The organism is Pseudomonas putida (assembly GCF_028682455.1).
In the GTDB taxonomy this organism is placed as follows: Bacteria; Pseudomonadota; Gammaproteobacteria; order Pseudomonadales; family Pseudomonadaceae; genus Aquipseudomonas; species Aquipseudomonas putida_AA.
In genome coordinates, this window is record NZ_JANHLD010000002.1 from 91,258 (window position 1) to 112,765 (window position 21,508).

A 21,508-nucleotide genomic window follows, 5' to 3' on the forward strand; every position below is an offset into this window, starting at 1 on the left:
CTCTCATGATCCGGTGATGGCATGGTCGCCATCGGCGATACCGGGCTCGATGTCCCTCAAGCGACGGGCAAGCCGCAGCAGGCGGAACAGTTTCACCAGGGCGTTGTCGCTGAGCCTGTGTGGCAAGCCTTGCTGGGCTCCGGTAATGGCGGGGGCGCCTTGCAGCAGCGCTCCCAGCATCGCGGTCAGAATCGATAGATCGATGCTCGTGGCTGGCTGATCGGCCGCCAGGTAAGGCGTGCTCAGGGCATGCAGCAGTGCCAGCGTCGCCTGGGCGTACCGATCGGTTGGCTCGGCCTCGGGCTGCCGGCATCGAAAACCGATGCCTTCCTGGCACGCCTCGACCAAGTCTTGCAGAGCGGCTTCGCCGGCAATCTCGCGGGCGAACTGCGCGATATGCGTGCGCAGGCGATCGGGGTCGTCCAGCGCGGGTTCGATGTACCAGACGTCGGTAATCGGATAGAGACTTCCTGCCTGAATCGGGATCGACTGCAGGACGTTGCGCTCGAAATCCGGCAACGTCTCGCCGGTGTGATCCGCGACCAGGCGCTGGATGGATTGCAGCCGCTCGGTTGTGTCGGCTGGCGATACGATGTGCTCCTGCAACAGGGTGGCGCGCTGCAAGTCGCCGGATTCCTGCGTACCCGGTGCAGTCGGGGCTTGGGGAGCAGCAGCGGCCGATGGCGTATCGTTGGCGGGTGGCGCGACAGCCGGTGCCGAAGGCGTCGTCGATGCCTGCTCCGGTGGCGGGGGCGAAGATGGCTGCCCGGTCGACGCTGTCGATGGTGACGACAGGGATGGTGCTGGCGCGGGAGGTGATTCGGGTTCGCCAGCAGGCTCGCTGCTGAGGACCTGCCAGCGTCGATCCGAGTCGGTGATCTCGAAGAGCAGCGTGTCGTATTCCATGTCGAGCAGATCGGCCATCTGGCCGACCAGTTCGTCCTGGACGCGCTGAACGCTGAAGCCGCCCGCAGCACTGTCGAACAGTGCCAACACGTCCTGGAACAACGTGGGGAAATCGAGGTGGGAGTGGGCCTGGCGATTGCGGGCCGACCAGACTCTGTCGGCGGCGCGCCGCAGGCTGGTCAGTTGCTCGACCTGGTGCCGCCCCAGGCCGGCGTAAAGCACGGTCGGGATGGCGGGCAGCAGATACTGGATGGCCTCTTGCATCCGGCTGATGTGGGGTTGCGGCACGGGATAGCCGTCCGCCTTGAGGCGGCGTGCCAGCTCGGATTGGGACAAGGGTTTGCCGGTTTCCTGTTCATACAGTTCCCGGGCTTTCTGCACGCCCAATGCGCGCTCGATGAACGACAGGCCGCCGTGCAGTTCGTTTTCCGCGAGATGGCCCGTCAGGGCAATGATTTCTCCACGCTCCGGCCACGGCCGGAACTGGCACGCGATGCGGAAGAAGCGCTCGTCCCGCATCTCGCTCCACAGTTCGCGCAAGATCGCGAGACGGGTATTGCCGCCGTTGCGGATGATGTAGTGATCCGCGCCCGGACGCCGGGTGATGGGCGGGGGAGCGTCGAGTCCGCGTTCGCGAATCGACGCCTTGATGTCGTCGTAAAGCGGGTTGCGGGTGAGGCGCGGATCAAGCTCATACGGTCGCAACTCATCGAGCGTCACGACCATCGGCGTATCCTCAATCGGATCGCTCAAGCTGTTCGCGACGGGGCCGCTGCGCGTGAAGCCATCGCTCAGGAGCTTGTTTGCAACGTCCTGGGGGGAGATGTCAGGCATGGCCATCTCCTTCCTGCGTAGGAAGCTCCGAGGGTTCGAGCCCACGCTGGGCTCGCCGCAGCATGGCGCGGGCGTTGAGCCCCGCTCGGTGGTCGCTGGCGGTGGCGCTGGTGAAGATCGGTGGCAGTCCCGGCCTGGTGAACTTGAGATGTCCGCCTGGGGTGCGAACGACCTCCCATCCTTCGCTCAGGGCATACTCGATCAGCGGCAGCAACCGCTTGTGGCCGCGGGCCAGCTCATGGGCGTTCGACATGGGCGCACCTCCCTCCGGCCTTGCCGGTGACCGCTGCGAACCGTTCCTGCCACTGAGGGCATAGCTCATTCGCCAGGCCGCACACGATCTCCAACGCGGCCAATGCCTGCCGGCCCGAAGGCCGTCGATGCTCGACGCGATGCACAGGCAAGCCTCGGGTGGCTGCGCGCGGAAACGCTTCGATCGCAGGAATTTCAGTGGCCAGTACCTGGATGCTGGCCTGCTCCTGGAAGATCAGGCGTAGCGTCTGCTGGATCAGGCGCGCGTTGGACGAGACGGCGGGGACGCGGTTTATCAGCAACTGCAGTGCGGGCGGTTCAATGCCCAGCTTTCGGTACGGCGTGATGTCCTCGACCAATTGCAGGGTTCCACGCCGCAGTTCGCGTGCAGCCAGGATTTCCGGTGTGACGGGCGACACGGCCTGCTGGGACGCCAGCAGTGCCATTTCCAGCAATACGCTGCGCGCGCCCTGGGTGTCTATGACCACCAGATCGTAGTGCGGCTGGAAGTTTGGCATCAGGTTGCGCAACCGCAGGCGTCCATCTGGGGCGTGCAGCAGCAAGGTATTGAGCTGCCGGTGCTCGTCGTTGGACAGCACCAGATCCAGGTTGTCGATGACGGTGCGCGACACCAGGTTCGCCAGGTCGCGTTCGTTGAAGGCCAGAAGCTCGTAGATGCCGCCCGGTGCGCGATGCTTCAGCTCGTAGTAGGACGACAGGGTTGGCTGCATGTCCAGGTCGAGCAGCAGCACGCGCAGACCTGCGTCGGCGATGAATGCGCCGAGGTTGGCCGCGACGGTGGTCTTGCCCACGCCGCCTTTGGTCGAAATGATGGATACGACCTGCATAGGGCTCTCCTCAGACATCGCTCGGGAGAGCTGGCTGCTGCGCGCGGTTCTTGAGACGTTCGGTTATCCACAGATCGATCTCGGTGGAATCCCATCCGACAGCGCGAACGCCGAGGCGTAGCGATTGGGGAAACTCACCCTTTTTCATGAGCGAGTAGATATGCGCGCGTTTGAATCCGGATTTGGCCTCGACTTCGTCCAGCCGCAGGATGCGGCGCTCGCCGGGCAGCAGTGCAGTGGGCTGCGACATAGTGGTCACTCCTTAACGCTCAGTGGCGTTTGTTGGGGTGACCTCTATTCAATAGACATGGCTTCCGAAGTACATTGCAAATGCAATTTCCCAGACTGCAGATACAAGCTGGAAAACCTCAAGCAACTACGCTAGCGCTGCCCAGCTTCCTCCGTGCGCTGGCGAACTTGCCGTTCAGCGTGCGCTCGGTGATGCCCATGATGCCGCCACGATGAGCGATCAACGCACTGACGATGGCCTCCTGGGTGCTGAAGCAAGAGTACGGCTTGCCCGAAGGAGATCTGCTCAGCATCAGCTCCAACATGCTGCCAATGATGTGCAGGTAGGTGGCCTCCGCACGATCACTGAGAGAACACTGGCCGCAGGCTGGGATTGCCCCAGATTGCTTGAGCAGTTCTTCGTGACGCTCCTTGAGGTTCCGCAGTTCGCGACGACAAAGCTCAAGCTCCGCCTTCATGGCTTGGCGTTCCACCAACATGGCCTGTCCGGCTTCCAGCGTGATGACGGGGTGCGCGATGCGCTCGATGCGACTGAAAAGAAAAGCAGGTCGATGCCCTGGGTAGTGGGTTTGCATCCAGTGTTTGAGATCGAGGTGGCGCACGGTCAACTCATGGGAATCAAGCAGGGATTCATCGTTCAACGTGATGCCGTTTCGACCATAGGGAAGCTCACCGTTGACGATGGCATCGTAGATGCGTTCCGTGCAGAGCCGCAGTTCATCCCATCGGGGGCAATTGAGCGTTCTCGGCAGATTTCTAGGCGACGAGATGGAGGACAGGATTTCTTGCGAGTAACGCCATAATCCTGCCCAGCGTATGGCGGCCTCAATCGGACGATAGAACACCTTTGAAGCTGGCAGCTCTTCATGCATGTCTCCATCTCCTTGCGGGAGCGCTACATCACCGACTCCTCTGCTGCCGATCGACGTATGGTCACGGCGTTTGTTGTTTGGCTTCTTGGGCGCACGTTGGCGGGGTATGCCGAAGCATGTTGGGTCCACATGCTCAAGGCCAGTGGCCATTGCCCGCTCGATATGTGAAAATCGCGATGCTTCGACTATCGAGCGATTAGTGACCGCACCTGGTTGCGCTTGTACACGCTTGTCAGCGTCGTCGGCCTTGATTTTTTCATCAAGACTCATTTCGTATCGCGTGTTCTATAAGGGGTCTAACCGACTTGCCTCGGCGCTGCATCTATGCAGTTTGATTGGCACTAGCCAAGGGGGAGACGATGCCGGTGAGACTTCCACGGCATCCTGATAGATCGACATAACAACTGACTGCCTCGCTCCGCCTTGCGCATGATCAGCTGTGCAAGGCTGAGAGATGCGCACTCAGTTCGCGCACACGTACGCGATGCAGCGGACTGCCTTGGCACGGGGTAGCACGCAGGTGAGTGGATGGTGTTGGCGGCGAGTGGAAATTGGTGGACGGTCTTCGTTGACGACGCTCGAAAACGAGGCTAAAATTGAGGCCTTCGTTGAAGCCCTCAGCGAAGAAAAGAGTTGGAAAACATACGCTTAGCGCGTCAGTGCTAGTCCCGTTTCCCGCTCCAAATCTGGCGCTACAGGCTTATTCAAGTCCGTAGCGCAAAAAAAAGGACCTCAGGGTCCTTTTTTTGTTCCGGATCAACCAGGGTAGTCCAGCGGCGAGCCGGGCGACAGCGACCCTGGCTGACCTGCGTCAAGAAGCGTTGCCGGCGAAGCGGTAAGTTGGGCGTGTCCAACGATCGGCCGATGATCATGACCAAGCCCTTTCCAGTCAATCCCAAACACCCCGAGCGCATCTGCTGGGGCTGCGATCGCTATTGTGCGGCCAGCGCCCTGGCCTGTGGCAATGGCGCCGACCGGACCATGCACCCCGCTGAAATGCTCGGTGACGACTGGTACCTGCATGGCGATTGGGGATTCGAGCCGCCAATCATCCATGATGCTGCAGCGAAGGGCCGCCCCGGTTAGTTCGAGCGGCCAGGCAAGCGTCCCGTCAGAACAGCTGCTGGCGCTTGTCCAGTTGTTGATCGACCAGCCATTTGCCATGAGCCAGTGAGGCATGCTGGGCATTCTCGAGATCGGCCAGGAAGGCCATCTTCACGGGCAGCGACAGGCGCCGGCTGGTGTGGCCGTCGGGATCGGTAATCAGGCATCCGGCGGCAAAGGGGGTAGGAATGCCGTCGTGGGTTTCGACACTGGCGGTGATGGTGTGGTTGCGATGCACGCATTGAAGGGTTTTCATCGTCCTGACCTCGCTTGCAATGGTATCGAATGTATCCTCGCTCAGGGTGCAGGCTGGGCTGCTCTTTCGGGTATACCACAGCAATGCTGCACAGGCGGCCGTGGGCGACGAACGTCATCGATGCCAGCGAGAAACGAAAACGGCCGGGATAACCGGCCGTTTTTCGTGCAGCGTCGCTTAGAACTCGGTGGGCTGGATGATCTCGACCCAATAGTCGTCCGGGTCCTTGATGAAGGCCAGGTGCTTCATGCGGCCGTCGCTCAGGCGTTTCTGGAAGGTCACGCCCAACTGTTCGAAGCGCTCGCAGGCGGCGCGGATGTCTGGCACGCAAATGCAGATATGACCGAAGCCGCGCGGATCTGTGTTGCCGTTGTGGTAGGCAAAGCCCGGGTCGTTCTCGGTACCGTGGTTGTGGGTCAGTTCGAGAATGCCTGGGATCGATTTCATCCACTCGGTGCGCTTGGCGGCATCGGCGGGAATCTGCGACTTGTCGACCAGGGCCAGGAAGTACAGGCTGAATTCGGCTTCGGGGAAGTCGCGTTTTTCAACCAGGCTGAAGCCCAGCACGCGGGTGTAGAAGTCCAGGGACTTGGCAACGTCCTTGACCCGCAGCATGGTGTGGTTGAAGACGAAGTTGTGGGTCGCGGCATCCGGTTGCGCGGTGACACCGGGGAGGGTGTCGAGATGGTTCAGGCTCATGGGCACTCCGCATAATAAGCTGGCAGCACGGCCAGCGAAAAACAGTCAGGGCGACATGATACGGAACTGATGCGAGAGCGCAAACGGTTTGCGCCCCGCCGGGGAGGGCGAGGCGCAAGAATTAGAAGCCCGCCGAGGCGGGCGTATGGGGCGCTAGTCCGTTAGCAGCCTCCATCCTGATAGAGTCGATGTGAAAAAAGTGTGAAGGGTATCCTCACTTGCGCAACCAGCTGTCGACGGTCTTGGCACCGTACTGTTCCTTCCAGGCCTTGAGGCCGCGATGGTTGCCGCCCTTGGTTTCGATCAGCTCGCCGGTATGGGGGTTTTCATACACTTTCACCACCCGTGCCCGGCGAGTCTTGGGCGCGCTGGCAGGACCTTTGGCCGTGGCTTTGGGGTCGAGGATGGAAATGATATCGCGCAGGCTCTTGCCGTAGGTTTTCATCAGGTCGACAAGTTTGCGCTCGAACTCGATTTCGCGCTTCAGGCCGGCGTCCTTTTTCAGCGCCTCCAGTTGCGCCATCTGTTCTTGAAGCGCTTTTTCGGCAGCACGAAACTCTGCAAGTCTGGACACTGTCATCACTCCTTTATGTCTGAAGTGGCCCGGCATGCGTGTACATGTGGAGTAACCTGAGTTACGCAGCCGCCACCGGGTTGGGCACAACATCGCACTAATAAAGAGTGTAGTAGTCTCAAAGCAGCGGGTAAACAATAACTTTTAATTGCGCTTTGATGGAACTTTCTTATTTGCTCGAGCGTTACCGAAGACGAACTAAACTTTCGCCTGGAATACGCCTTAGACGATGGTCCAATGGCCCGGTCTAGAGCGGTTGCGAGATGATTGTCGGTCAGCCCCGGCCTGCGTTGGCGCTGGTCGCATTACCGGCATCCGGATGGTTGCCGGTTGTTTATGTCACTCTTTCGGATTGTGCTTCTCATGTTTGCCCCAACCCCTCTCGCGCCCGGGCGCAGCCTCACTGGCCTGCTCGCGATGTTGGCTGCCACTTCGACTCAGGCTGCCGGTTTTCTTGAAGACAGCAGTGCCAAACTCGAAGCGCGCAATGTCTATTTCAATCGCGACTTTCGCGATGGCCATGTCAGTTCCAGCCAAGGCGCTTCGAAGCGCGAAGAATGGGCACAGGGTTTTATCCTCAATGTGCAGTCCGGTTATACCCAGGGGCCTGTGGGCGTAGGCGTCGATGCCCTGGGAATGCTGGGGGTCAAGCTCGACTCCAGCCCGGCCGACAGCAACAGCGGACTGTTGCCCTCCAGTGGTCGCGATCCGCGTCACTCGGTAGATCAATATGCCAAGTTGGGGTTGACCGGCAAGCTGCGTTATTCGAAAACCGTACTCAAGTACGGCGCGATGTTGCCCGACATGCCGCTGCTCAAGTACAACGACGGCCGTTTACTGCCGACGATGTTCCAGGGCGCGATGCTCACCTTGGAAGAGATCGACAACCTCAAGTTCAATGTGGCTCGCCTGGACAAATATACCGCGCGTGATTCCACCGATCGCCAGGACATTCGCGTGCATTGCAAGAACAAGCGCTATGCCTGCGACATCACGGCCGATCATTTCGACTTGGCCGGCCTGGACTACCGCTTCAATGAACGACTCAGCGTCCAGTACCAGGTCGCCAAGTTGGAAAACATCTACCGCCAGCATTTCTTCGCAGTCGTCGCCAGCCAGCCGTTGGCCGTCGGCAGCCTGTCGGCCGACCTGCGCGTGATCAAGAGTGACGATATTGGCAATGCACGGGCGGGCGACATCGATCACCGCGCCTTCAGCGGCATGCTGGGCTACAGCCTGGGCGGTCACAAGGTCAGCGCCGGCTGGCAGCGCATGTATGGTGACAACGCCATGCCGTACCTGGATGGCAGCAACCCGTACCTGGTCAACTATGCACAGGTCAACGACTTTGCCGCCGCCCAGGAGCGTTCCTGGCAACTGCGTTACGACTATGACTTCAAGGCTGTGGGCGTGCCCGGCCTGAGCTTCTTTACCCGCTATATCAGCGGTGACCATATCAAGGTGCCGGGCAGCCTGGACGAGGGCAAGGAGTGGGAGCGCGACAGCGAACTCAAGTACCAGGTGCAAAGCGGGACCTTCAAGGATGTCAGCGTGCGCCTGCGTAACTCGACCTTTCGCAGCAACTACGAAAAGTATGCGCGTGACATGGACGAGACCCGTGTGATTGTCAGCTACAACTTCTCGATCTGGTAAACCGCGCATTGCCACTGCTGTTTGGCCGGTCGACAATGTCGGCTGGCCGAACAATGGACCGACTGCAATGAAACAGCTGTTATTGATCGGGATCGGGCCGGGCAATCCGCGCCAGATTACGGTTGAAGCCATCGATGCACTGAACCGTGCCCAAGTGTTCTTCGTCCTCGACAAGGGCACGGTCAAGGACGAGTTGCTGCAACTGCGCAAAAACATTCTGGAACGCTATATCCGCTACACAAGCTATCGGGTCGTGCAGGTCGAAGACCCGCAACGTGCGGGGGAGGCCAGTGACTATGTGGGTGCGGTGCACGACTGGCACCAGCAGCGTGCGGCGCTGTACGCCCGCCTGCTGGAAGCCGAGCTTGGCGAGGGAGAATGCGGGGCGTTCCTGCTCTGGGGCGAGCCGACGCTGTACGACAGTACCCTGCGTATCCTTGACCTGGTCCAGGCCAGGGGGCTGGCGTTCGAACTCGAAGTGATCCCAGGCATCAGCAGCGTACAGGCCCTGGCAGCCCGCCATCGTATTCCCCTGAACCGCATCGGCGAACCGTTGACCGTGCTGCCGGGCCGACGCCTGCCTGAACAGGCGCAGATCGACAACCTGGTGGTGATGCTCGATGGTGGCTGTGCATTCGCCGACCTCGATGACCCGGCGCTGCACATCTACTGGGGTGCCTACCTGGGCACCGCGGACGAAATGCTCGTCAGTGGTCCGTTGCAGCAGGTCAAGGCACGGATTCTTGAGCTGCGCGCCCAGGCCCGGGCGCGCAAGGGCTGGATCATGGACACTTATCTGCTGCGTCGGCCGCTGTAGCCAGGCGGTTCTTGGCTTCGATCCACTGCGCCATGTACTGGGTGCTCTTGTGCTGGTGATGGCGCAGCATGGCCCCGGTGAAGTTGAACAGGCGGTGCTGGGCCAGATCGCTGAGCGCGTACTCGATGCGTTCCACCAGGGCAACCGCGTGCTGGCGGCGATCATAGCGCGCAGCGAGCAATTGCAGGCCCTGTTGCTGGGCCTGCAGCCATCGCGACTCGTCGTTGTAGAGCTGCGCCGCGGCTTCGGCCAGGCCTTCGGCAGTGCTGGCCACGGCACCTGGCCAGGGCAGGGAGCCGTGCATGGCTTCGGCACCGATGGGCGTGGTGACGCTGGGTGTACCGCAGAGCATTGCGTCGGTCAGCTTGCCCTTGATGCCGGCGCCGAAGCGTAGCGGCGCCATGCAGATACGCGCGTCGCTCATCACCTCCAGGGCGTCTTCGGCCCAGTTCATGATGTGAAAACCTTCGGCCGGCTTGTGCAGCGCCGTCGCCTTGGGCGGCGTGTAGGCGCCATAGATATGCAATTGGGCCTGGGGCAGGCGTCGGCGGATCATCGGCCAGAGGCTGTTCTTCATCCACAGCACGGCATCCCAGTTGGGCGCATGGCGGAAGTTGCCGATGCTGAGGAAGTTCGCGCGCGCGGCGTAGGGCTTGAACGGCTCGCTGGGAATGTCGACCATCAGCGGGCACCAGTGCAGCAGGTGCTCGGGAACACCGAAGCCATTGATCAGCAGGTCGATCTCGACATCTGAAATCATCAGGCTCAAGTCGCTGCGGTAGATGGCCGCCAGTTCGCGCAGGGTCACGTCAGCCGCGGCCATCTGTCGATAGAGCTCGGGGCCGGGGGTGGAGAACAGGGCGCGAAAGTCGTTCGGGTCCAGGCCTTCGACCAGGCGGCGGCGCAGCAGTTGCTGGCGGGCATCGCGCAAGCTTTGCAGGTCGGAGGTTTCCAGCACACGCAGGGCATTGGGGCAGTGTTTCTCCACGCGCCAGCCGAACTGCTCTTCCATCATGAAGCGGTCGAACAGCACCACATCCGGGGCCAGCTCGGCGACGAACCGATCGAAGCTGCTGTCATTGAGGGTGATGGCCTGCTCGGCGATGCCAAGGCTTGCCAGGTCTGCCTTGTGCTCGCCCACGGTCGCCGGGCTGCTGAAGGTGACGCGATAGCCACGCTGCACGAAGCTTTCAAGGATCTGCATCATGTGCCCGCCGGCGGCCGAAGAGCGCGGTTCGGGCCAGACGTAGCCGATGGCCAGGACATTGAGGGTGGACATGAGTGCTGAGCGCCTTGGCAAAAAACGCGTATTAAACCAGATCCGGTAGGCGCGGGCTTGCCCCGCGATAGCGGTCGTTCAGTTACATCGCATCGCGGGGCAAGCCCGCTTCTACAGGATGCCGTGCACCTTGTCGCGCAGTTGATCGATGCTGAACGGCTTGCCGATCAGGTGCATGCCTTCGGGCACCTGGATGGTTTCGGCATAGCCGCTGGCGAACAGGATCGGCAGCAATGGCCTGGCTTCGCGGGCCTTGGCCGCCAGTACCTTGCCGTCCATGTCCGGCAAGCCGACATCGGTCATCATCATCGCCAGCGGCTGGCTGGCGTCTTCAAGGATCGCCAGCGCGGCGGCGGCGTCCTGGGCCTCGATCACCGCGTAGCCCAGCTCTGCCAGCACTTCGACGATCAGCATGCGCACGATATCGTCATCCTCGACGACCAGCAGCGGAAGGGTAGGTGAGGGCATGGCAAGGGTCCTGTGCAGGTGTGTGTTCATATTCTGTAAGCCGGGGGTTACCTGAAGTTCCCGGCGTGTTCTGCAGAATAGCGATCTGCGCACTGGCAGGGAACGATTGCCGTACACAGGTCTCAAATGCTGGCTAAATGCCCTGCCAGATTCGGCAAAGCTGTTTAGACTTCATGACAGAAAGGCCCAGCAGCGGCCTGTGTCGCGGAAAATAGAACAAATACTCGAAAAATCCGCCACACTCTTTTGTTTGATTCACTTGCCCGGACTTTTTGCAATGACTCAACCCGCCTCGATAGATCAGCAAAGCTTTCGCAAGTTGCTGAGCCGCAACATCGGACTGCCTTTGGGGGTGGGCCTGCTCAGTGCCCTGGTGTTCGTGGCGGTGGTCAGTTACCTGCTTTCGGCCATCCAGTGGGTCGAACATACCGACCGGGTGATCAACAACGCCAATGAAACGGTGAAGCTGTCGATCGACATGGAAACCGGCATGCGCGGCTTTCTGATCACCGGTGACGAGCGCTTCCTGGACCCCTACGAAGTAGCCAAGCCCCAGGTGATGTCCGGGCTCACTGGCTTGAAGCAACTGGTGATGGATAACCCGCAGCAGCTGGACCGGCTGGAGCGGCTGATCGGATTGCAGAGCGAGTGGAATGCGTTTGCCAGCGAAATGATCACCCTGCGCCGCGAAGCCGGCGATTACAGTGCACCGATTCGCAGCGGTCGCGGCAAGCGCATCACCGACGAAATCCGCAAGGAGTTCGATGCCTTCATCGCCATGGAGCACCAGTTGCGGGTGGCGCGTAACGAACAGGTCAGCACCAACACCGTGGTGGCTATCAGTACCTACCTGGTCTTTGTCATCCTCTTGAGTGCCTTGCTGGCGTTTCTTGGGCGCCGCGACTTGCTGGCGCTCTCGGCCAGCTACTCCAGCAACCTCGAGGCCCAGCAACGTGCCAACCTGCGACTGGAACAGCAAGCCTGGCTGCGCAGCGGCCAGACCCAACTGGCCGAACAGGTGCTGGGCCAATTGACCTTGCCGATGCTCGGCAACAATATCCTGCGTTTTTTTGCCAGTTACCTGGGCAGCGTGGTCGCGGCGCTCTATGTGCGAGACGAGCACGGCGGCCTGCGCCGGGTGGCCAGCTACGGCTTTTCACGGGAGCAACAGGAGCGCGAACAGGTGATCGGGCACCAGGAAGGCATGCTGGCCCAGGCCGTGAGCCAGGGTCGCCTGCTGCGCCTGGATGAGGTGCCCGAGGACTATTTCAAAGTCGCCTCGGGCCTGGGCGAGGGCCTGCCACGCAGCGTGCTGGTCATTCCGGCCAGCAATGACGGACAGATCAACGGCGTGGTCGAACTCGGCTTCCTGCGCGCCCTGACCGACCGCGACATCGAGTTTTTGGAGCGGGTTGCCGACAACCTCGGCACGTCCATCGAGAGCGCCCGCTACCGTCAACGCCTGCAGGAAGTGCTGGCGGAAACCCAGCAGCTCAATGAAGAACTGCAGGTGCAACAGGAAGAGCTGAAAACCGCCAACGAAGAGCTGGAGGAGCAATCACGGGTACTCAAGGAGTCCCAGGCGCACCTTGAGACCCAGCAGGCAGAGCTGGAACAGACCAACGAGCAGTTGGCCGAGCGCACCGACGCCCTGGCCCAGCAACGCGATGCCCTGGACCACAAGAACAGCGAGCTCAATCGTGCCCAGGGCGAGCTGCAGGAGCGCGCCGAAGAACTGCAGCGTTCGAGCAAGTACAAGTCCGAATTCCTGGCCAACATGTCTCACGAGCTGCGCACGCCGCTCAACAGCTCGCTGATCCTGGCCAAGCTGCTGGCAGAGAACAGCCAGGGCAATCTCAGCGAAGAGCAGGTCAAGTTTGCCGAGTCGATCTACTCGGCCGGCAACGACCTGCTCAACCTGATCAACGATATTCTCGATATTGCCAAGGTCGAGGCCGGCAAGCTTGAAGTCAGGCCGCAAACCACCCAGGTGGCACGTCTGACGGAAGGCCTGCAGACGCTGTTCGCACCGCTGGCGAGCGAGAAGCGCCTGGATTTCAGCGTGGTCATCGAGCCGCAGGTGCCGGCGACCCTGTACACCGACCGCCAGCGCCTGGAGCAGATCCTCAAGAACCTGCTGTCCAACGCACTGAAGTTCACCGAGAAGGGCCAGGTCAGCCTGACTGTCAGCGCGCAGCCGGGCACCGGGATTGTCTTCACGGTCCGCGACAGCGGCATCGGGATCGCCGCCGATCAACAGCAAAGCATCTTCGAGGCGTTCCATCAGGCCGACGGCACTACCAATCGACGCTACGGCGGTACCGGCCTTGGGCTCTCGATTTCCCGCGACCTGGCCCAGTTGCTGGGCGGACAGATCAGTGTCGACAGCAGCGAAGGCAAGGGCAGCGTGTTCAGCCTGATCCTGCCGGAGCACTACGAGCCGGAGGCCGACCAGGTCCCGGCGGTGATCATCAACCAGCCGCCGGTACAGGTGAGCGAGCCCGAGCCGCAGGCGCCTGCCAGCGTGGCCGTCGCCCCTCGCCACGCGCCGGCCTTTGCCGATGACCGCGAGCTGGCACCCTTCAGCAACCGCTGCATCCTGGTGATCGAGGACGAGCCCAACTTTGCCCGCATCCTGTTCGATCTGGCCCATGAGCTGGGGTACAGCTGCCTGGTCGCCCAGGCGGCCGACGAAGGTTTCGAGCTGGCGGCACGCTTCATTCCCGACGCGATCCTGCTCGACATGCGCCTGCCGGACCACTCGGGCCTGACGGTGCTGCAGCGTCTCAAGGAGCAGGCCAGCACCCGGCACATACCGGTGCATATCATTTCTGTCGAAGACCGGATGGAGGCGGCCATGCATATGGGCGCGGTCGGTTATGCGGTCAAGCCCGCCAGTCGCGACGAACTCAAGGCGGTGTTCGCCCGCCTCGAGGCCAAGCTCACCCAGAAGCTCAAGCACATTCTGCTGGTCGAGGACGACGACCTGCAGCGCGAGAGCATCGCCCGCCTGATCGGCGACGACGACATCGAGATCACCGCCGTCGGCATGGCCCAACAGGCCCTGGAACTGCTGCGCGAGAATATCTATGACTGCATGATCATCGACCTCAAACTTCCCGACATGCTGGGCAATGAGCTGCTCAAGCGCATGTCGGCCGAGGACATCCGCTCCTTCCCGCCGGTCATCGTATATACCGGGCGCAACCTGACCCGGGACGAAGAGGCCGACCTGCTCAAGTACTCACGCTCGATCATCATCAAGGGGGCGCGTTCGCCGGAGCGCCTGCTCGACGAGGTGACATTGTTTCTGCACAAAGTCGAGTCGACGCTGTCCCATGAACGACAGCGCATGCTCAAGACCGCACGCAGTCGCGACAAGGTCTTCGAAGGGCGCAAGTTGCTGCTGGTCGATGACGATGTGCGCAACATCTTCGCCCTGACCAGCGCACTGGAGCACAAGGGCGCCATCGTCGAGATTGCCCGCAATGGTCGCGAAGCCATGGAGCGACTGGAGCAGAACATCGATGTCGACCTGGTGCTGATGGACGTGATGATGCCGGAAATGGACGGCTATGAAGCCACTCGCTTGATTCGCAAGGATCCGCGCTGGCGCAAGCTGCCAATTATCGCGGTCACTGCCAAGGCGATGAAGGACGACCAGGAACGTTGCCTGCAAGCGGGGGCCAACGACTACCTGGCCAAGCCGATAGAACTCGATCGCCTGTTCTCGCTGATTCGTGTCTGGCTGCCGCAATTGGAGCGAATTTGACTATCGAACGTAACACCGACATTGAAATACGGCTGTTGATCGAGGCGATCTACCTCAAGTACAGCTATGACTTTCGCGATTACTCCGGTGCCTCGATCAAGCGCCGGATCCAGCATGCCCTGCGCCAGTTCGACTGCAAGACGGTCTCGGCCCTGCAGGAACGGGTGCTGCACGATCCAGGCATGTTCATGCAATTGCTGCAGTTCCTGACCATTCCAGTCAGCGAGATGTTCCGCGACCCCGAGCACTTCCTCGCCCTGCGCCGGGAAGTGGTGCCGCTGTTGCGCACCTGGCCGTCGTTGAAGATCTGGATCGCCGGCTGCAGCACGGGCGAGGAGGTCTATTCGATGGCGATCCTGTTGCGCGAAGAAGGCCTGCTGGAGCGCACCATCATCTATGCCACCGATATCAACCCCAACTCCCTGGAAAAAGCCAAGCAGGGCATCTATTCGATGCAGAACATGCACGCCTATGCCGAGAACTACCGCAAGGCCGGCGGGCGCCGCGACTTCAGCGAGTACTACACCTCGGCCTACGGCAATGCCATTGTCGACAGCAGCCTGCGCGACAACGTGACCTTCGCCGACCACAGCCTGGCCACCGACAGCGTGTTCTCCGAAACCCAGCTGATCTCCTGTCGCAACGTCCTCATCTACTTCAACAAGTCCTTGCAGGATCGCGCTTTCGGCCTGTTCCACGAGTCGCTGTGCCACCGGGGCTTCCTGGTGCTGGGGAGCAAGGAGTCGCTGGACTTTTCCGCCTACGCCGACCGCTTCGAGGCGTTGGTCAGGCCTGAACGGATCTACCGCAAATCATGAACGGTATCCAGGCGATTACCCTGGGCGCCTCGGCCGGCGGCGTCAGCGCCTTGCTGCATGTGTTCCACTACCTGCCGCCGGACTTCAGGATTCCCCTGGTGTGCGTGCTGCATCTGCCCGACGACCGTCACAGCCAGCTGGCCGAGGTGTTCGGCCGCAGGCTCAGGCGTCCGGTGTGCGAGGCCCGGGACAAGCAGGCGCTGGCTCCGGGCATGATCTATTTCGCCGGTCCCGGCTACCACCTGTCGGTGGAGCAGGATCGCAGTTTTTCCTTGAGCCAGGAGGAGCGGGTGTACTACTCCCGGCCTTCGATCGACGTGTTGTTCGAGTCCGCCGCCGACGCCTATGGCCCTGCGCTGCTGGGTGTGCTGCTGACCGGCGCCAACGAGGACGGGGCCGCAGGGCTGGCGCGCATCAAGCGCCTGGGCGGCTGCACTGTTGTCCAGGACCCTCGGGAGGCTCAGGTTGCCACCATGCCGCAAGCGGCACTGGCCTTGCACCATCCTGACCATATACTGCCTTTGAATGGCATCGGGCAATTGCTCGCCAAGCTGGAGCCCACTGAATGCTGAGTCATATACAAGCCAAGCTGCTGATCGTCGACGACCTGCCGGAAAACCTGCTGGCGCTGGATGCACTGGTCAAGGGCAGCGACTGCGAGGTGCATCAGGCGCAATCGGCCGACCAGGCGCTGTCGCTACTGCTCGAGCATGAGTTCGCCCTGGCCATTCTCGATGTGCAGATGCCGGGCATGAACGGTTTCGAGCTGGCCGAGTTGATGCGCGGCATGGAGAAGACCAAGAACATTCCCATCGTGTTCGTCAGCGCCGCCGGACGCGAGATGAACTACGCCTTCAAGGGCTACGAAAGCGGGGCGGTGGACTTTCTGCACAAGCCGCTGGACCCTCATGCCGTCAAGAGCAAGGTGGCGGTGTTCATCGACCTGTTCCGCCAGCGCAAGGCGCTCAAGCAACAACTGGAAGCCATAGAGCGCAGTCGCGAAGAGCAGGCGCAACTGCTGGCCCAGTTGCAGATCACCCGCGGCGAGCTGGAGCACGCGGTGCGCATGCGCGACGACTTCATGTCGATTGTCTCCCATGAGGTGCGCACGCCGCTCAACGGCCTGATCCTGGAAACCCAGCTGCGCAAGATGCACCTGGCGCGTGACAACGCCGATGCGTTCACCCTGGACAAGATGCGCGCCATGGTCGAGCGTGACGAGCGCCAGATCAACAGCCTGATCCGCCTGATCGAGGACATGCTCGACGTCTCGCGTATTCGCACCGGCAAGTTGTCGATCCGGCCGAGCCCTTTCGACCTGTCGCAACTGGTCGGCGGCCTGATCGAGAATTTCGCCGCACAGGCCATCGCTGCCCAGTCACACATCGAATTCAGTGCCGAGGCGTCGCTGCGCGGTGTGTGGGACGAGTTTCGCATCGAGCAGGTGGTGGCGAACCTGTTGACCAATGCCTTGCGCTACGGGGCGAAGAGCCCGGTGCAGGTGCGTACCTTCGAGCAGCAGGGCATGGCCTGCATCGAGGTTCGGGACCAGGGCATCGGTATCAGCGAGCAGAACCAGCAACGCATCTTCCAGCAGTTCGAGCGCGTGGCGTCCAGCCAGAGCAGCGCGGGGCTGGGCCTGGGCTTGTATATCTCCGAGCAGATCGTGCTGGCTCATGGCGGCAGCATTGGTGTACACAGTATCGAGGGGCAAGGCGCGACCTTTACCGTCCGCCTGCCGATGCCCCAACTGCAACACGAAGCGAACCAGCAGCAGGCAACCTCGGCGTAAGGTTGGGGTCGTAGTTAGAACTTTTTGAAAAACAAGGCGTTGGCATGAGTGAAGATGCGCAAGATGTGGTGTTGGTGGTCGAAGACGACGACACCATTCGCATGGTCCTGCGGGACTACCTGGCCGGTGAGGGGTACCACGTACTGGTGGCTGAAGACGGAGAACAGGCGTTCGAAATCCTCGCCAGCAAACCGCACCTGGACCTGATCGTCACCGATTTTCGCCTACCGGGAGGGGTCTCCGGCGTGCAGATCGCCGAACCTGCCCTGAAATTGCGACCGGACCTCAAGGTGATTTTCATCAGCGGGTACCCGGCAGAGATCCGCGAGTCGGGAAGCCCGATAGCCTTCAAGGCGCCGATCCTGGCCAAGCCGTTCGACCTCGATACGCTGCGCGACCAGATCCAGGCGCTATTGCGCTAGCGCCTGGCCAGACCAGGTGCATGACCCGCAGCCGATAGCGCGGTAGCGGGTCAGGCCATCGAGTTGAGGCTTTCACCGCGCAAGGTCCGCTCGATCCCGCCCATCAGCATGCTTTCCATCAAGGCCAGGCCCTGGGCTTGCGGCAGCTGCGAGGTCTGCAGCCAGCCGGGCAGGCTGTTGAGCAGGTTGGCGATGACATGCGCCGTGGCTTCCAGTGCCTTGCCACGCAAGGTGGCCTTGGGCACCAGCAGCCGTAGCAGGGCGGTCTCGTATTGCTGGCGCAATTGGCCGATGCGCGCCTGCTGGTCCGGGCTCAGGCAGCATTGATCCCGTTCGGCCAGGCGAAACTGCAAGGGGCGCTCGGCATGCAGCGCCCAGTGTGCGGCAATCACCTCGGCGAGGGTCTGCTGGTGCGCCCGGCGCCCCTGGTTGAGGGTGGCAAGCAGCTCTTCGTACAACTCCTCGATCAGGTCGTACAACAGGTCCTGCTTGCTGGGGAAGTGGTGGTACAACGACCCCGCAGTCAAGCCCAGGTGGCTGGCCAGCTCACGCATGCTGACCTGGCCAAACCCTTTCTCGGCGAAGAGCGCCAAGGCCTTGTCACGCCGCTCTTCGAAGTTCGCACAGCGCAAAGCGGCGTCCATGGTCAGGCCCTCAGTAGGTGTAGAAGCCGCGACCGCTCTTGCGACCCAGGTAGCCGGCGGCGACCATTTCCTTGAGCAGGGGGGCAGGGCGGTACTTACTGTCGTTGTAGCCTTCGTGGAAGGCCTCCATGATGGCCAGCAGGGTGTCCAGGCCGATCAGGTCGCCCAGGGCGAGCGGGCCGATCGGCTGGTTGCAGCCCAGGCGCATGCCGGTGTCGATGTCCTCGGCGCTGGCCAGGCCTTCCTGCAGCACAAAGATCGCTTCGTTGATCATCGGCACCAGGATGCGGTTGACCACGAAGCCCGGGCGGTTGCCGGCGGTGATCGGCGTCTTGCCGACCTGTTCGGTCAGGGCCAGGGCCTTGGCGTAGGTGGCGTCACTGGTTTGCAGGCCGCGAATGATCTCCACCAGGGCCATCATCGGCACCGGGTTGAAGAAGTGCACGCCGATGAACCGCTCGGGGTTGCCGATGGCCGCGCCCAGCTGGGTGATCGACAGCGACGAGGTGTTGGTGGCAATCACGCACTCGCTGCTGACGCTCTCGGCGATCTGCTTGAGGATGCGCAGCTTGAGGTCGAGGTTCTCGGTGGCGGCTTCGATCACCAGTTGCGCAGAGGCAAGCTGGGCGTAGTCGGTGCTGGTGCGAATGCGTGCGACGGCAGCCTCGGCCGCTTCGGCAGCCAACGTCTGCTTGCTTACCTGGCGCTCCAGGTTCTTGCGCAAGGTGGCCACGCCGCGCTCCAGCGCAGCGTCGGACACATCGATCAGGGTTACCTGGTAACCCGCCACCGCACACACCTGGGCAATCCCGTTGCCCATGGTGCCGGCACCAATCACGGCAATGTTTTCAATGCTCACTGTGATGATTCCTTGGTTCAGACGCGTTCGAAGACGACGGCGATGCCCTGGCCGCCACCGATGCACATGGTCGCCAGTGCGTAGCGGCCTTCGATGCGTTGCAGCTCATGGATGGCCTTGGTGGCGATGATCGCGCCGGTAGCACCCACCGGGTGCCCCAGGGAAATGCCCGAACCGTTGGGGTTGACTTTCTCGGGGTCGAAGCCCAGTTCGCCGGAAACGGCGCAGGCCTGTGCGGCGAAGGCTTCGTTGGATTCGATCACGTCCAGGTCGGCGACGCTGATACCGGCCTTCTCCAGCACCTTGCGGGTGGCAGGTACCGGGCCCAGGCCCATCAGTTCCGGTTCGACGCCGGCATGCGCGTAAGCCACCAGGCGAGCCAGCGGACGCAGGCCGTGACGCTTGACGAAATCACCGGTGGCCAGCACCAGGGCACCAGCGCCGTCGTTCAGGCCGCTGGCGTTGCCGGCGGTGACGGTACCGTCCTTCTTGAAAGCAGGCTTCATGCCGGCCAGTTGCTCGGCGGTCACTTCGCCACGCACATGCTCGTCGACTTCGAAGCGTACGGTGCCTTTGCGGCCGGGGATATCAATTGGCACGATCTGGCTGGCGAAGCGGCCTTCGGCGATGGCGCGGGCAGCGCGCTGCTGGCTGACCAGGGCCAGGTCATCCTGCATCTGGCGGGTGATACCGTTGCGCTCGGCGACGTTCTCGGCGGTGATACCCATGTGGAAGCTGGCGAAGGGGTCATGCAGCACGCCGAGCATGTAGTCGATGCCCTTGAGGTCGCCCATGCGAGCACCCCAACGTGCCTGGGGCAGCAGGTACGGGCCACGGCTCATGGATTCGGCGCCGGCGGCCACTACGGCTTCGGCTTCGCCCAGCAGCAGGCTCTGCGCCGCCGAGACGATGGCCTGCAGGCCCGAACCACACAGGCGGTTGACGTTGAACGCCGGGGTTTCCTTTGGGATGCCGGCATTCATTGCCGCCACGCGGGCGAGGTAGGCATCGCGTGCTTCGGTAGGGATCACGGTACCCATGACCACATGGCCGATCTGCTCGGGAGCCACACCGGCGCGTTCGATGGCGGCGCGGGTCACGGTGCTGGCAAGGTCCGCCAGCGGCAGGTCCTTGAGGGCGCCGCCGAAACTGCCGATTGCCGAGCGCACGGCGCTGACGACGTAGATTTCTGGGGTATTCATGATCGACTCCATAGGCGAAAGCGTGGCGGGGCAATGGCAGGCTCTGCCAGAATGCACACCGGGCCAGGTTCAGGTAGTGATCGAGTCTAGGCAAAGGCTGCAGCCGGGCCTATGCCTTAACTGCTCAGTGGAACTGGTATTTTTTGCCATACCCTTGCGGAAACCCCCATGCGGGAAAACGATACAGTCGCGGTCTATTTCGTCCATTCCATGCTCCACTCCCTGCGCGATCAACCGCAGCGAGCCGAGGCGCTGCTGCGTGAGGCCGGCATTGATCCCGGGTTGCTCGACTCACCCGCCTCGCGGGTGCATGCCTCGGCCTTTGCGCGGCTATGGCTGCTGCTGATCCAGGATCTGAACGACGAGTTCTTCAACCTCGACAGCCACGGCATGCCGGTGGGCAGCTTTGCCCTGATCTGCCGGGGGCTGATCCAGGAGCCGAACCTGGGCAAGGCCTTGCGTCAGTGCCTGGGCAACTTCGGGCTGTTCCTGCGGGATATGCGCTCGAGCCTGACCATCAAGGGTGGGCGCGCACTGATCAGCCTGCGCTCGCAGATCGACGACCCGGTCACTCGAGTGTATGCCGAAGAAACCTTCCTGGCGCTGGTTATCAGCCTGCTGTGCTGGTTGGGCGGGCAACGCCTGGTGATAGACCGGACCGCGCTGACCGACCAGCGCCCGAAGCAGGATGACGACCCGTTGCTGTGGGGGCCGAACCTGCAGCTGGGGGCCGGGGCCACGGAGATCGAGTTTGCCGCCGATTACTTGCGCCTGCCGGTGGTCCAGGACCTGGCCGGGCTCAAGACCTTCCTGCGCAGCGCTCCCCAGTGGCTGGTGATCCGCTATCGCAACCAGAATGGCCAGGTGGCCCAGGTGTACCGATACCTGCGTGAGCGCGAGCACGGGCAGTGGCCGACGCTGGTGGCCATGGCCAAGCGCCAGGGCCTGAGTGCCAGCAGCTTTCGCAGGATGCTGGAACGCGAGGGGCGCTCGTTCCAGCAGATCAAGGATGAGGTGCGTCGGGCCATGGCCTTCGAATGCCTGCGCGAGACCGACCTGAGCATCGCCGAAATCGCCGAGCGCACGGGCTTTCAGGAGCCCAGTGCGTTTCACCGGGCCTTCAAGAAGTGGACCGGTGAAAGCCCTGGCGGTTATCGCCTGCGCATGGCCGCCTCGCGCCGCTAGCGC

The 21,508-nt window shown here is 62.0% G+C and carries 22 protein-coding genes; 9 read left to right on the forward strand and 13 right to left on the reverse strand.

The window, feature by feature from the left end; translation table 11 throughout:
• Positions 1-3: 3 nt before the first annotated feature.
• The 5 genes from NPS58_RS11210 to NPS58_RS11230 form a co-directional block, all read right to left on the reverse strand.
• Positions 4-1,740, reverse strand: a complete 1,737-nt coding sequence (locus NPS58_RS11210; protein ID WP_015879461.1) for a ParB family protein — start codon at positions 1,738-1,740, stop codon at positions 4-6.
• A complete protein-coding gene (locus tag NPS58_RS11215; RefSeq protein WP_003296446.1) occupies positions 1,733-1,993 on the reverse strand; it encodes a type II toxin-antitoxin system HicA family toxin in 261 nt (86 codons plus the stop codon). Before NPS58_RS11215 ends, NPS58_RS11210 begins: the two co-directional genes overlap by 8 nt.
• Positions 1,977-2,840, reverse strand: coding sequence for a ParA family protein (locus NPS58_RS11220; RefSeq protein ID WP_015879460.1), 864 nt, complete (start codon positions 2,838-2,840; stop codon positions 1,977-1,979). Before NPS58_RS11220 ends, NPS58_RS11215 begins: the two co-directional genes overlap by 17 nt.
• Positions 2,841-2,850: 10 nt before the next feature.
• Positions 2,851-3,090 carry an AlpA family transcriptional regulator gene (locus NPS58_RS11225; protein WP_003296444.1) on the reverse strand — a complete coding sequence of 80 codons (240 nt, stop codon included), beginning with the start codon at positions 3,088-3,090 and terminating at the stop codon, positions 2,851-2,853.
• A gap of 118 nt (positions 3,091-3,208) precedes the next feature.
• On the reverse strand, positions 3,209-4,231 hold the full coding sequence (locus tag NPS58_RS11230; RefSeq protein WP_425313060.1) for a hypothetical protein: 1,023 nt from the start codon (positions 4,229-4,231) through the stop codon (positions 3,209-3,211).
• 600 nt (positions 4,232-4,831) lie between these two features.
• Here NPS58_RS11230 and NPS58_RS11235 point away from each other — a divergent pair.
• Complete coding sequence (locus NPS58_RS11235; RefSeq protein ID WP_274116524.1) at positions 4,832-5,047, forward strand: DUF3079 domain-containing protein; 216 nt, start codon at positions 4,832-4,834, stop codon at positions 5,045-5,047.
• A gap of 25 nt (positions 5,048-5,072) precedes the next feature.
• Here the strand turns inward: NPS58_RS11235 and NPS58_RS11240 are convergent, their stop codons facing one another.
• The 3 genes from NPS58_RS11240 to NPS58_RS11250 all read right to left on the reverse strand — a co-directional run bounded on the left by NPS58_RS11240 (position 5,073) and on the right by NPS58_RS11250 (position 6,594).
• Entirely contained in the window at positions 5,073-5,321 is a 249-nt protein-coding gene (locus NPS58_RS11240; protein WP_274115425.1) for a hypothetical protein, read from the reverse strand.
• 177 nt (positions 5,322-5,498) lie between these two features.
• Positions 5,499-6,020 carry a lactoylglutathione lyase gene (gene gloA / locus NPS58_RS11245; RefSeq protein WP_274115426.1) on the reverse strand — a complete coding sequence of 174 codons (522 nt, stop codon included), beginning with the start codon at positions 6,018-6,020 and terminating at the stop codon, positions 5,499-5,501.
• A 214-nt stretch (positions 6,021-6,234) separates the two neighbouring features.
• Positions 6,235-6,594 (reverse strand): histone-like nucleoid-structuring protein, MvaT/MvaU family, encoded by a 360-nt coding sequence (locus NPS58_RS11250; protein WP_274115427.1) that lies wholly within the window; start codon positions 6,592-6,594, stop codon positions 6,235-6,237.
• Positions 6,595-6,957: 363 nt separating this feature from the next.
• On the opposite strand from NPS58_RS11250, the gene NPS58_RS11255 reads away from it, so the two are divergent.
• Complete coding sequence (locus NPS58_RS11255) at positions 6,958-8,247, forward strand: OprD family porin (protein ID WP_274115428.1); 1,290 nt, start codon at positions 6,958-6,960, stop codon at positions 8,245-8,247.
• A 67-nt stretch (positions 8,248-8,314) separates the two neighbouring features.
• The gene (cobF, locus tag NPS58_RS11260; protein WP_274115429.1) at positions 8,315-9,064 is read left to right on the forward strand and encodes a precorrin-6A synthase (deacetylating); all 750 of its coding nucleotides are present in this window, start codon (positions 8,315-8,317) and stop codon (positions 9,062-9,064) included.
• Here cobF and NPS58_RS11265 read toward each other — a convergent pair.
• Together NPS58_RS11265 and NPS58_RS11270 are read right to left on the reverse strand one after the other, a co-directional pair.
• Positions 9,030-10,343, reverse strand: a complete 1,314-nt coding sequence (locus NPS58_RS11265) for a glycosyltransferase (protein ID WP_274115430.1) — start codon at positions 10,341-10,343, stop codon at positions 9,030-9,032. The genes cobF and NPS58_RS11265 overlap by 35 nt on opposite strands.
• A gap of 111 nt (positions 10,344-10,454) precedes the next feature.
• Positions 10,455-10,811 carry a response regulator gene (locus NPS58_RS11270; protein WP_274115431.1) on the reverse strand — a complete coding sequence of 119 codons (357 nt, stop codon included), beginning with the start codon at positions 10,809-10,811 and terminating at the stop codon, positions 10,455-10,457.
• A gap of 277 nt (positions 10,812-11,088) precedes the next feature.
• Between NPS58_RS11270 and NPS58_RS11275 the strand changes: the two genes are divergently transcribed.
• From NPS58_RS11275 to NPS58_RS11295, 5 genes are read left to right on the forward strand one after another with little or no spacing between them, the layout of a single operon-like run.
• Positions 11,089-14,583: a response regulator gene (locus tag NPS58_RS11275; RefSeq protein WP_274115432.1), complete on the forward strand. Its 3,495-nt coding sequence runs from the start codon at positions 11,089-11,091 to the stop codon at positions 14,581-14,583.
• Positions 14,580-15,401, forward strand: coding sequence for a CheR family methyltransferase (locus NPS58_RS11280; protein WP_274115433.1), 822 nt, complete (start codon positions 14,580-14,582; stop codon positions 15,399-15,401). Before NPS58_RS11275 ends, NPS58_RS11280 begins: the two co-directional genes overlap by 4 nt.
• Positions 15,398-15,973 (forward strand): chemotaxis protein CheB, encoded by a 576-nt coding sequence (locus NPS58_RS11285; protein WP_274115434.1) that lies wholly within the window; start codon positions 15,398-15,400, stop codon positions 15,971-15,973. Before NPS58_RS11280 ends, NPS58_RS11285 begins: the two co-directional genes overlap by 4 nt.
• Entirely contained in the window at positions 15,967-17,193 is a 1,227-nt protein-coding gene (locus tag NPS58_RS11290; RefSeq protein WP_274115435.1) for a hybrid sensor histidine kinase/response regulator, read from the forward strand. The genes NPS58_RS11285 and NPS58_RS11290 overlap by 7 nt, the downstream gene beginning before the upstream one ends.
• 44 nt (positions 17,194-17,237) lie before the next feature.
• The gene (locus NPS58_RS11295; protein WP_274115436.1) at positions 17,238-17,615 is read left to right on the forward strand and encodes a response regulator; all 378 of its coding nucleotides are present in this window, start codon (positions 17,238-17,240) and stop codon (positions 17,613-17,615) included.
• 50 nt (positions 17,616-17,665) lie between these two features.
• Here the strand turns inward: NPS58_RS11295 and NPS58_RS11300 are convergent, their stop codons facing one another.
• From NPS58_RS11300 to NPS58_RS11310, 3 genes are read right to left on the reverse strand one after another with little or no spacing between them, the layout of a single operon-like run.
• Positions 17,666-18,259 carry a TetR/AcrR family transcriptional regulator gene (locus tag NPS58_RS11300; protein ID WP_274115437.1) on the reverse strand — a complete coding sequence of 198 codons (594 nt, stop codon included), beginning with the start codon at positions 18,257-18,259 and terminating at the stop codon, positions 17,666-17,668.
• A gap of 10 nt (positions 18,260-18,269) precedes the next feature.
• Positions 18,270-19,118 (reverse strand): 3-hydroxybutyryl-CoA dehydrogenase, encoded by an 849-nt coding sequence (locus NPS58_RS11305; RefSeq protein WP_274115438.1) that lies wholly within the window; start codon positions 19,116-19,118, stop codon positions 18,270-18,272.
• 17 nt (positions 19,119-19,135) lie between these two features.
• On the reverse strand, positions 19,136-20,320 hold the full coding sequence (locus NPS58_RS11310) for an acetyl-CoA C-acyltransferase family protein (protein WP_274115439.1): 1,185 nt from the start codon (positions 20,318-20,320) through the stop codon (positions 19,136-19,138).
• A 168-nt stretch (positions 20,321-20,488) separates the two neighbouring features.
• Between NPS58_RS11310 and NPS58_RS11315 the strand changes: the two genes are divergently transcribed.
• Positions 20,489-21,505, forward strand: a complete 1,017-nt coding sequence (locus NPS58_RS11315) for an AraC family transcriptional regulator (RefSeq protein WP_274115440.1) — start codon at positions 20,489-20,491, stop codon at positions 21,503-21,505.
• The last annotated feature ends 3 nt before the right edge of the window (positions 21,506-21,508 follow it).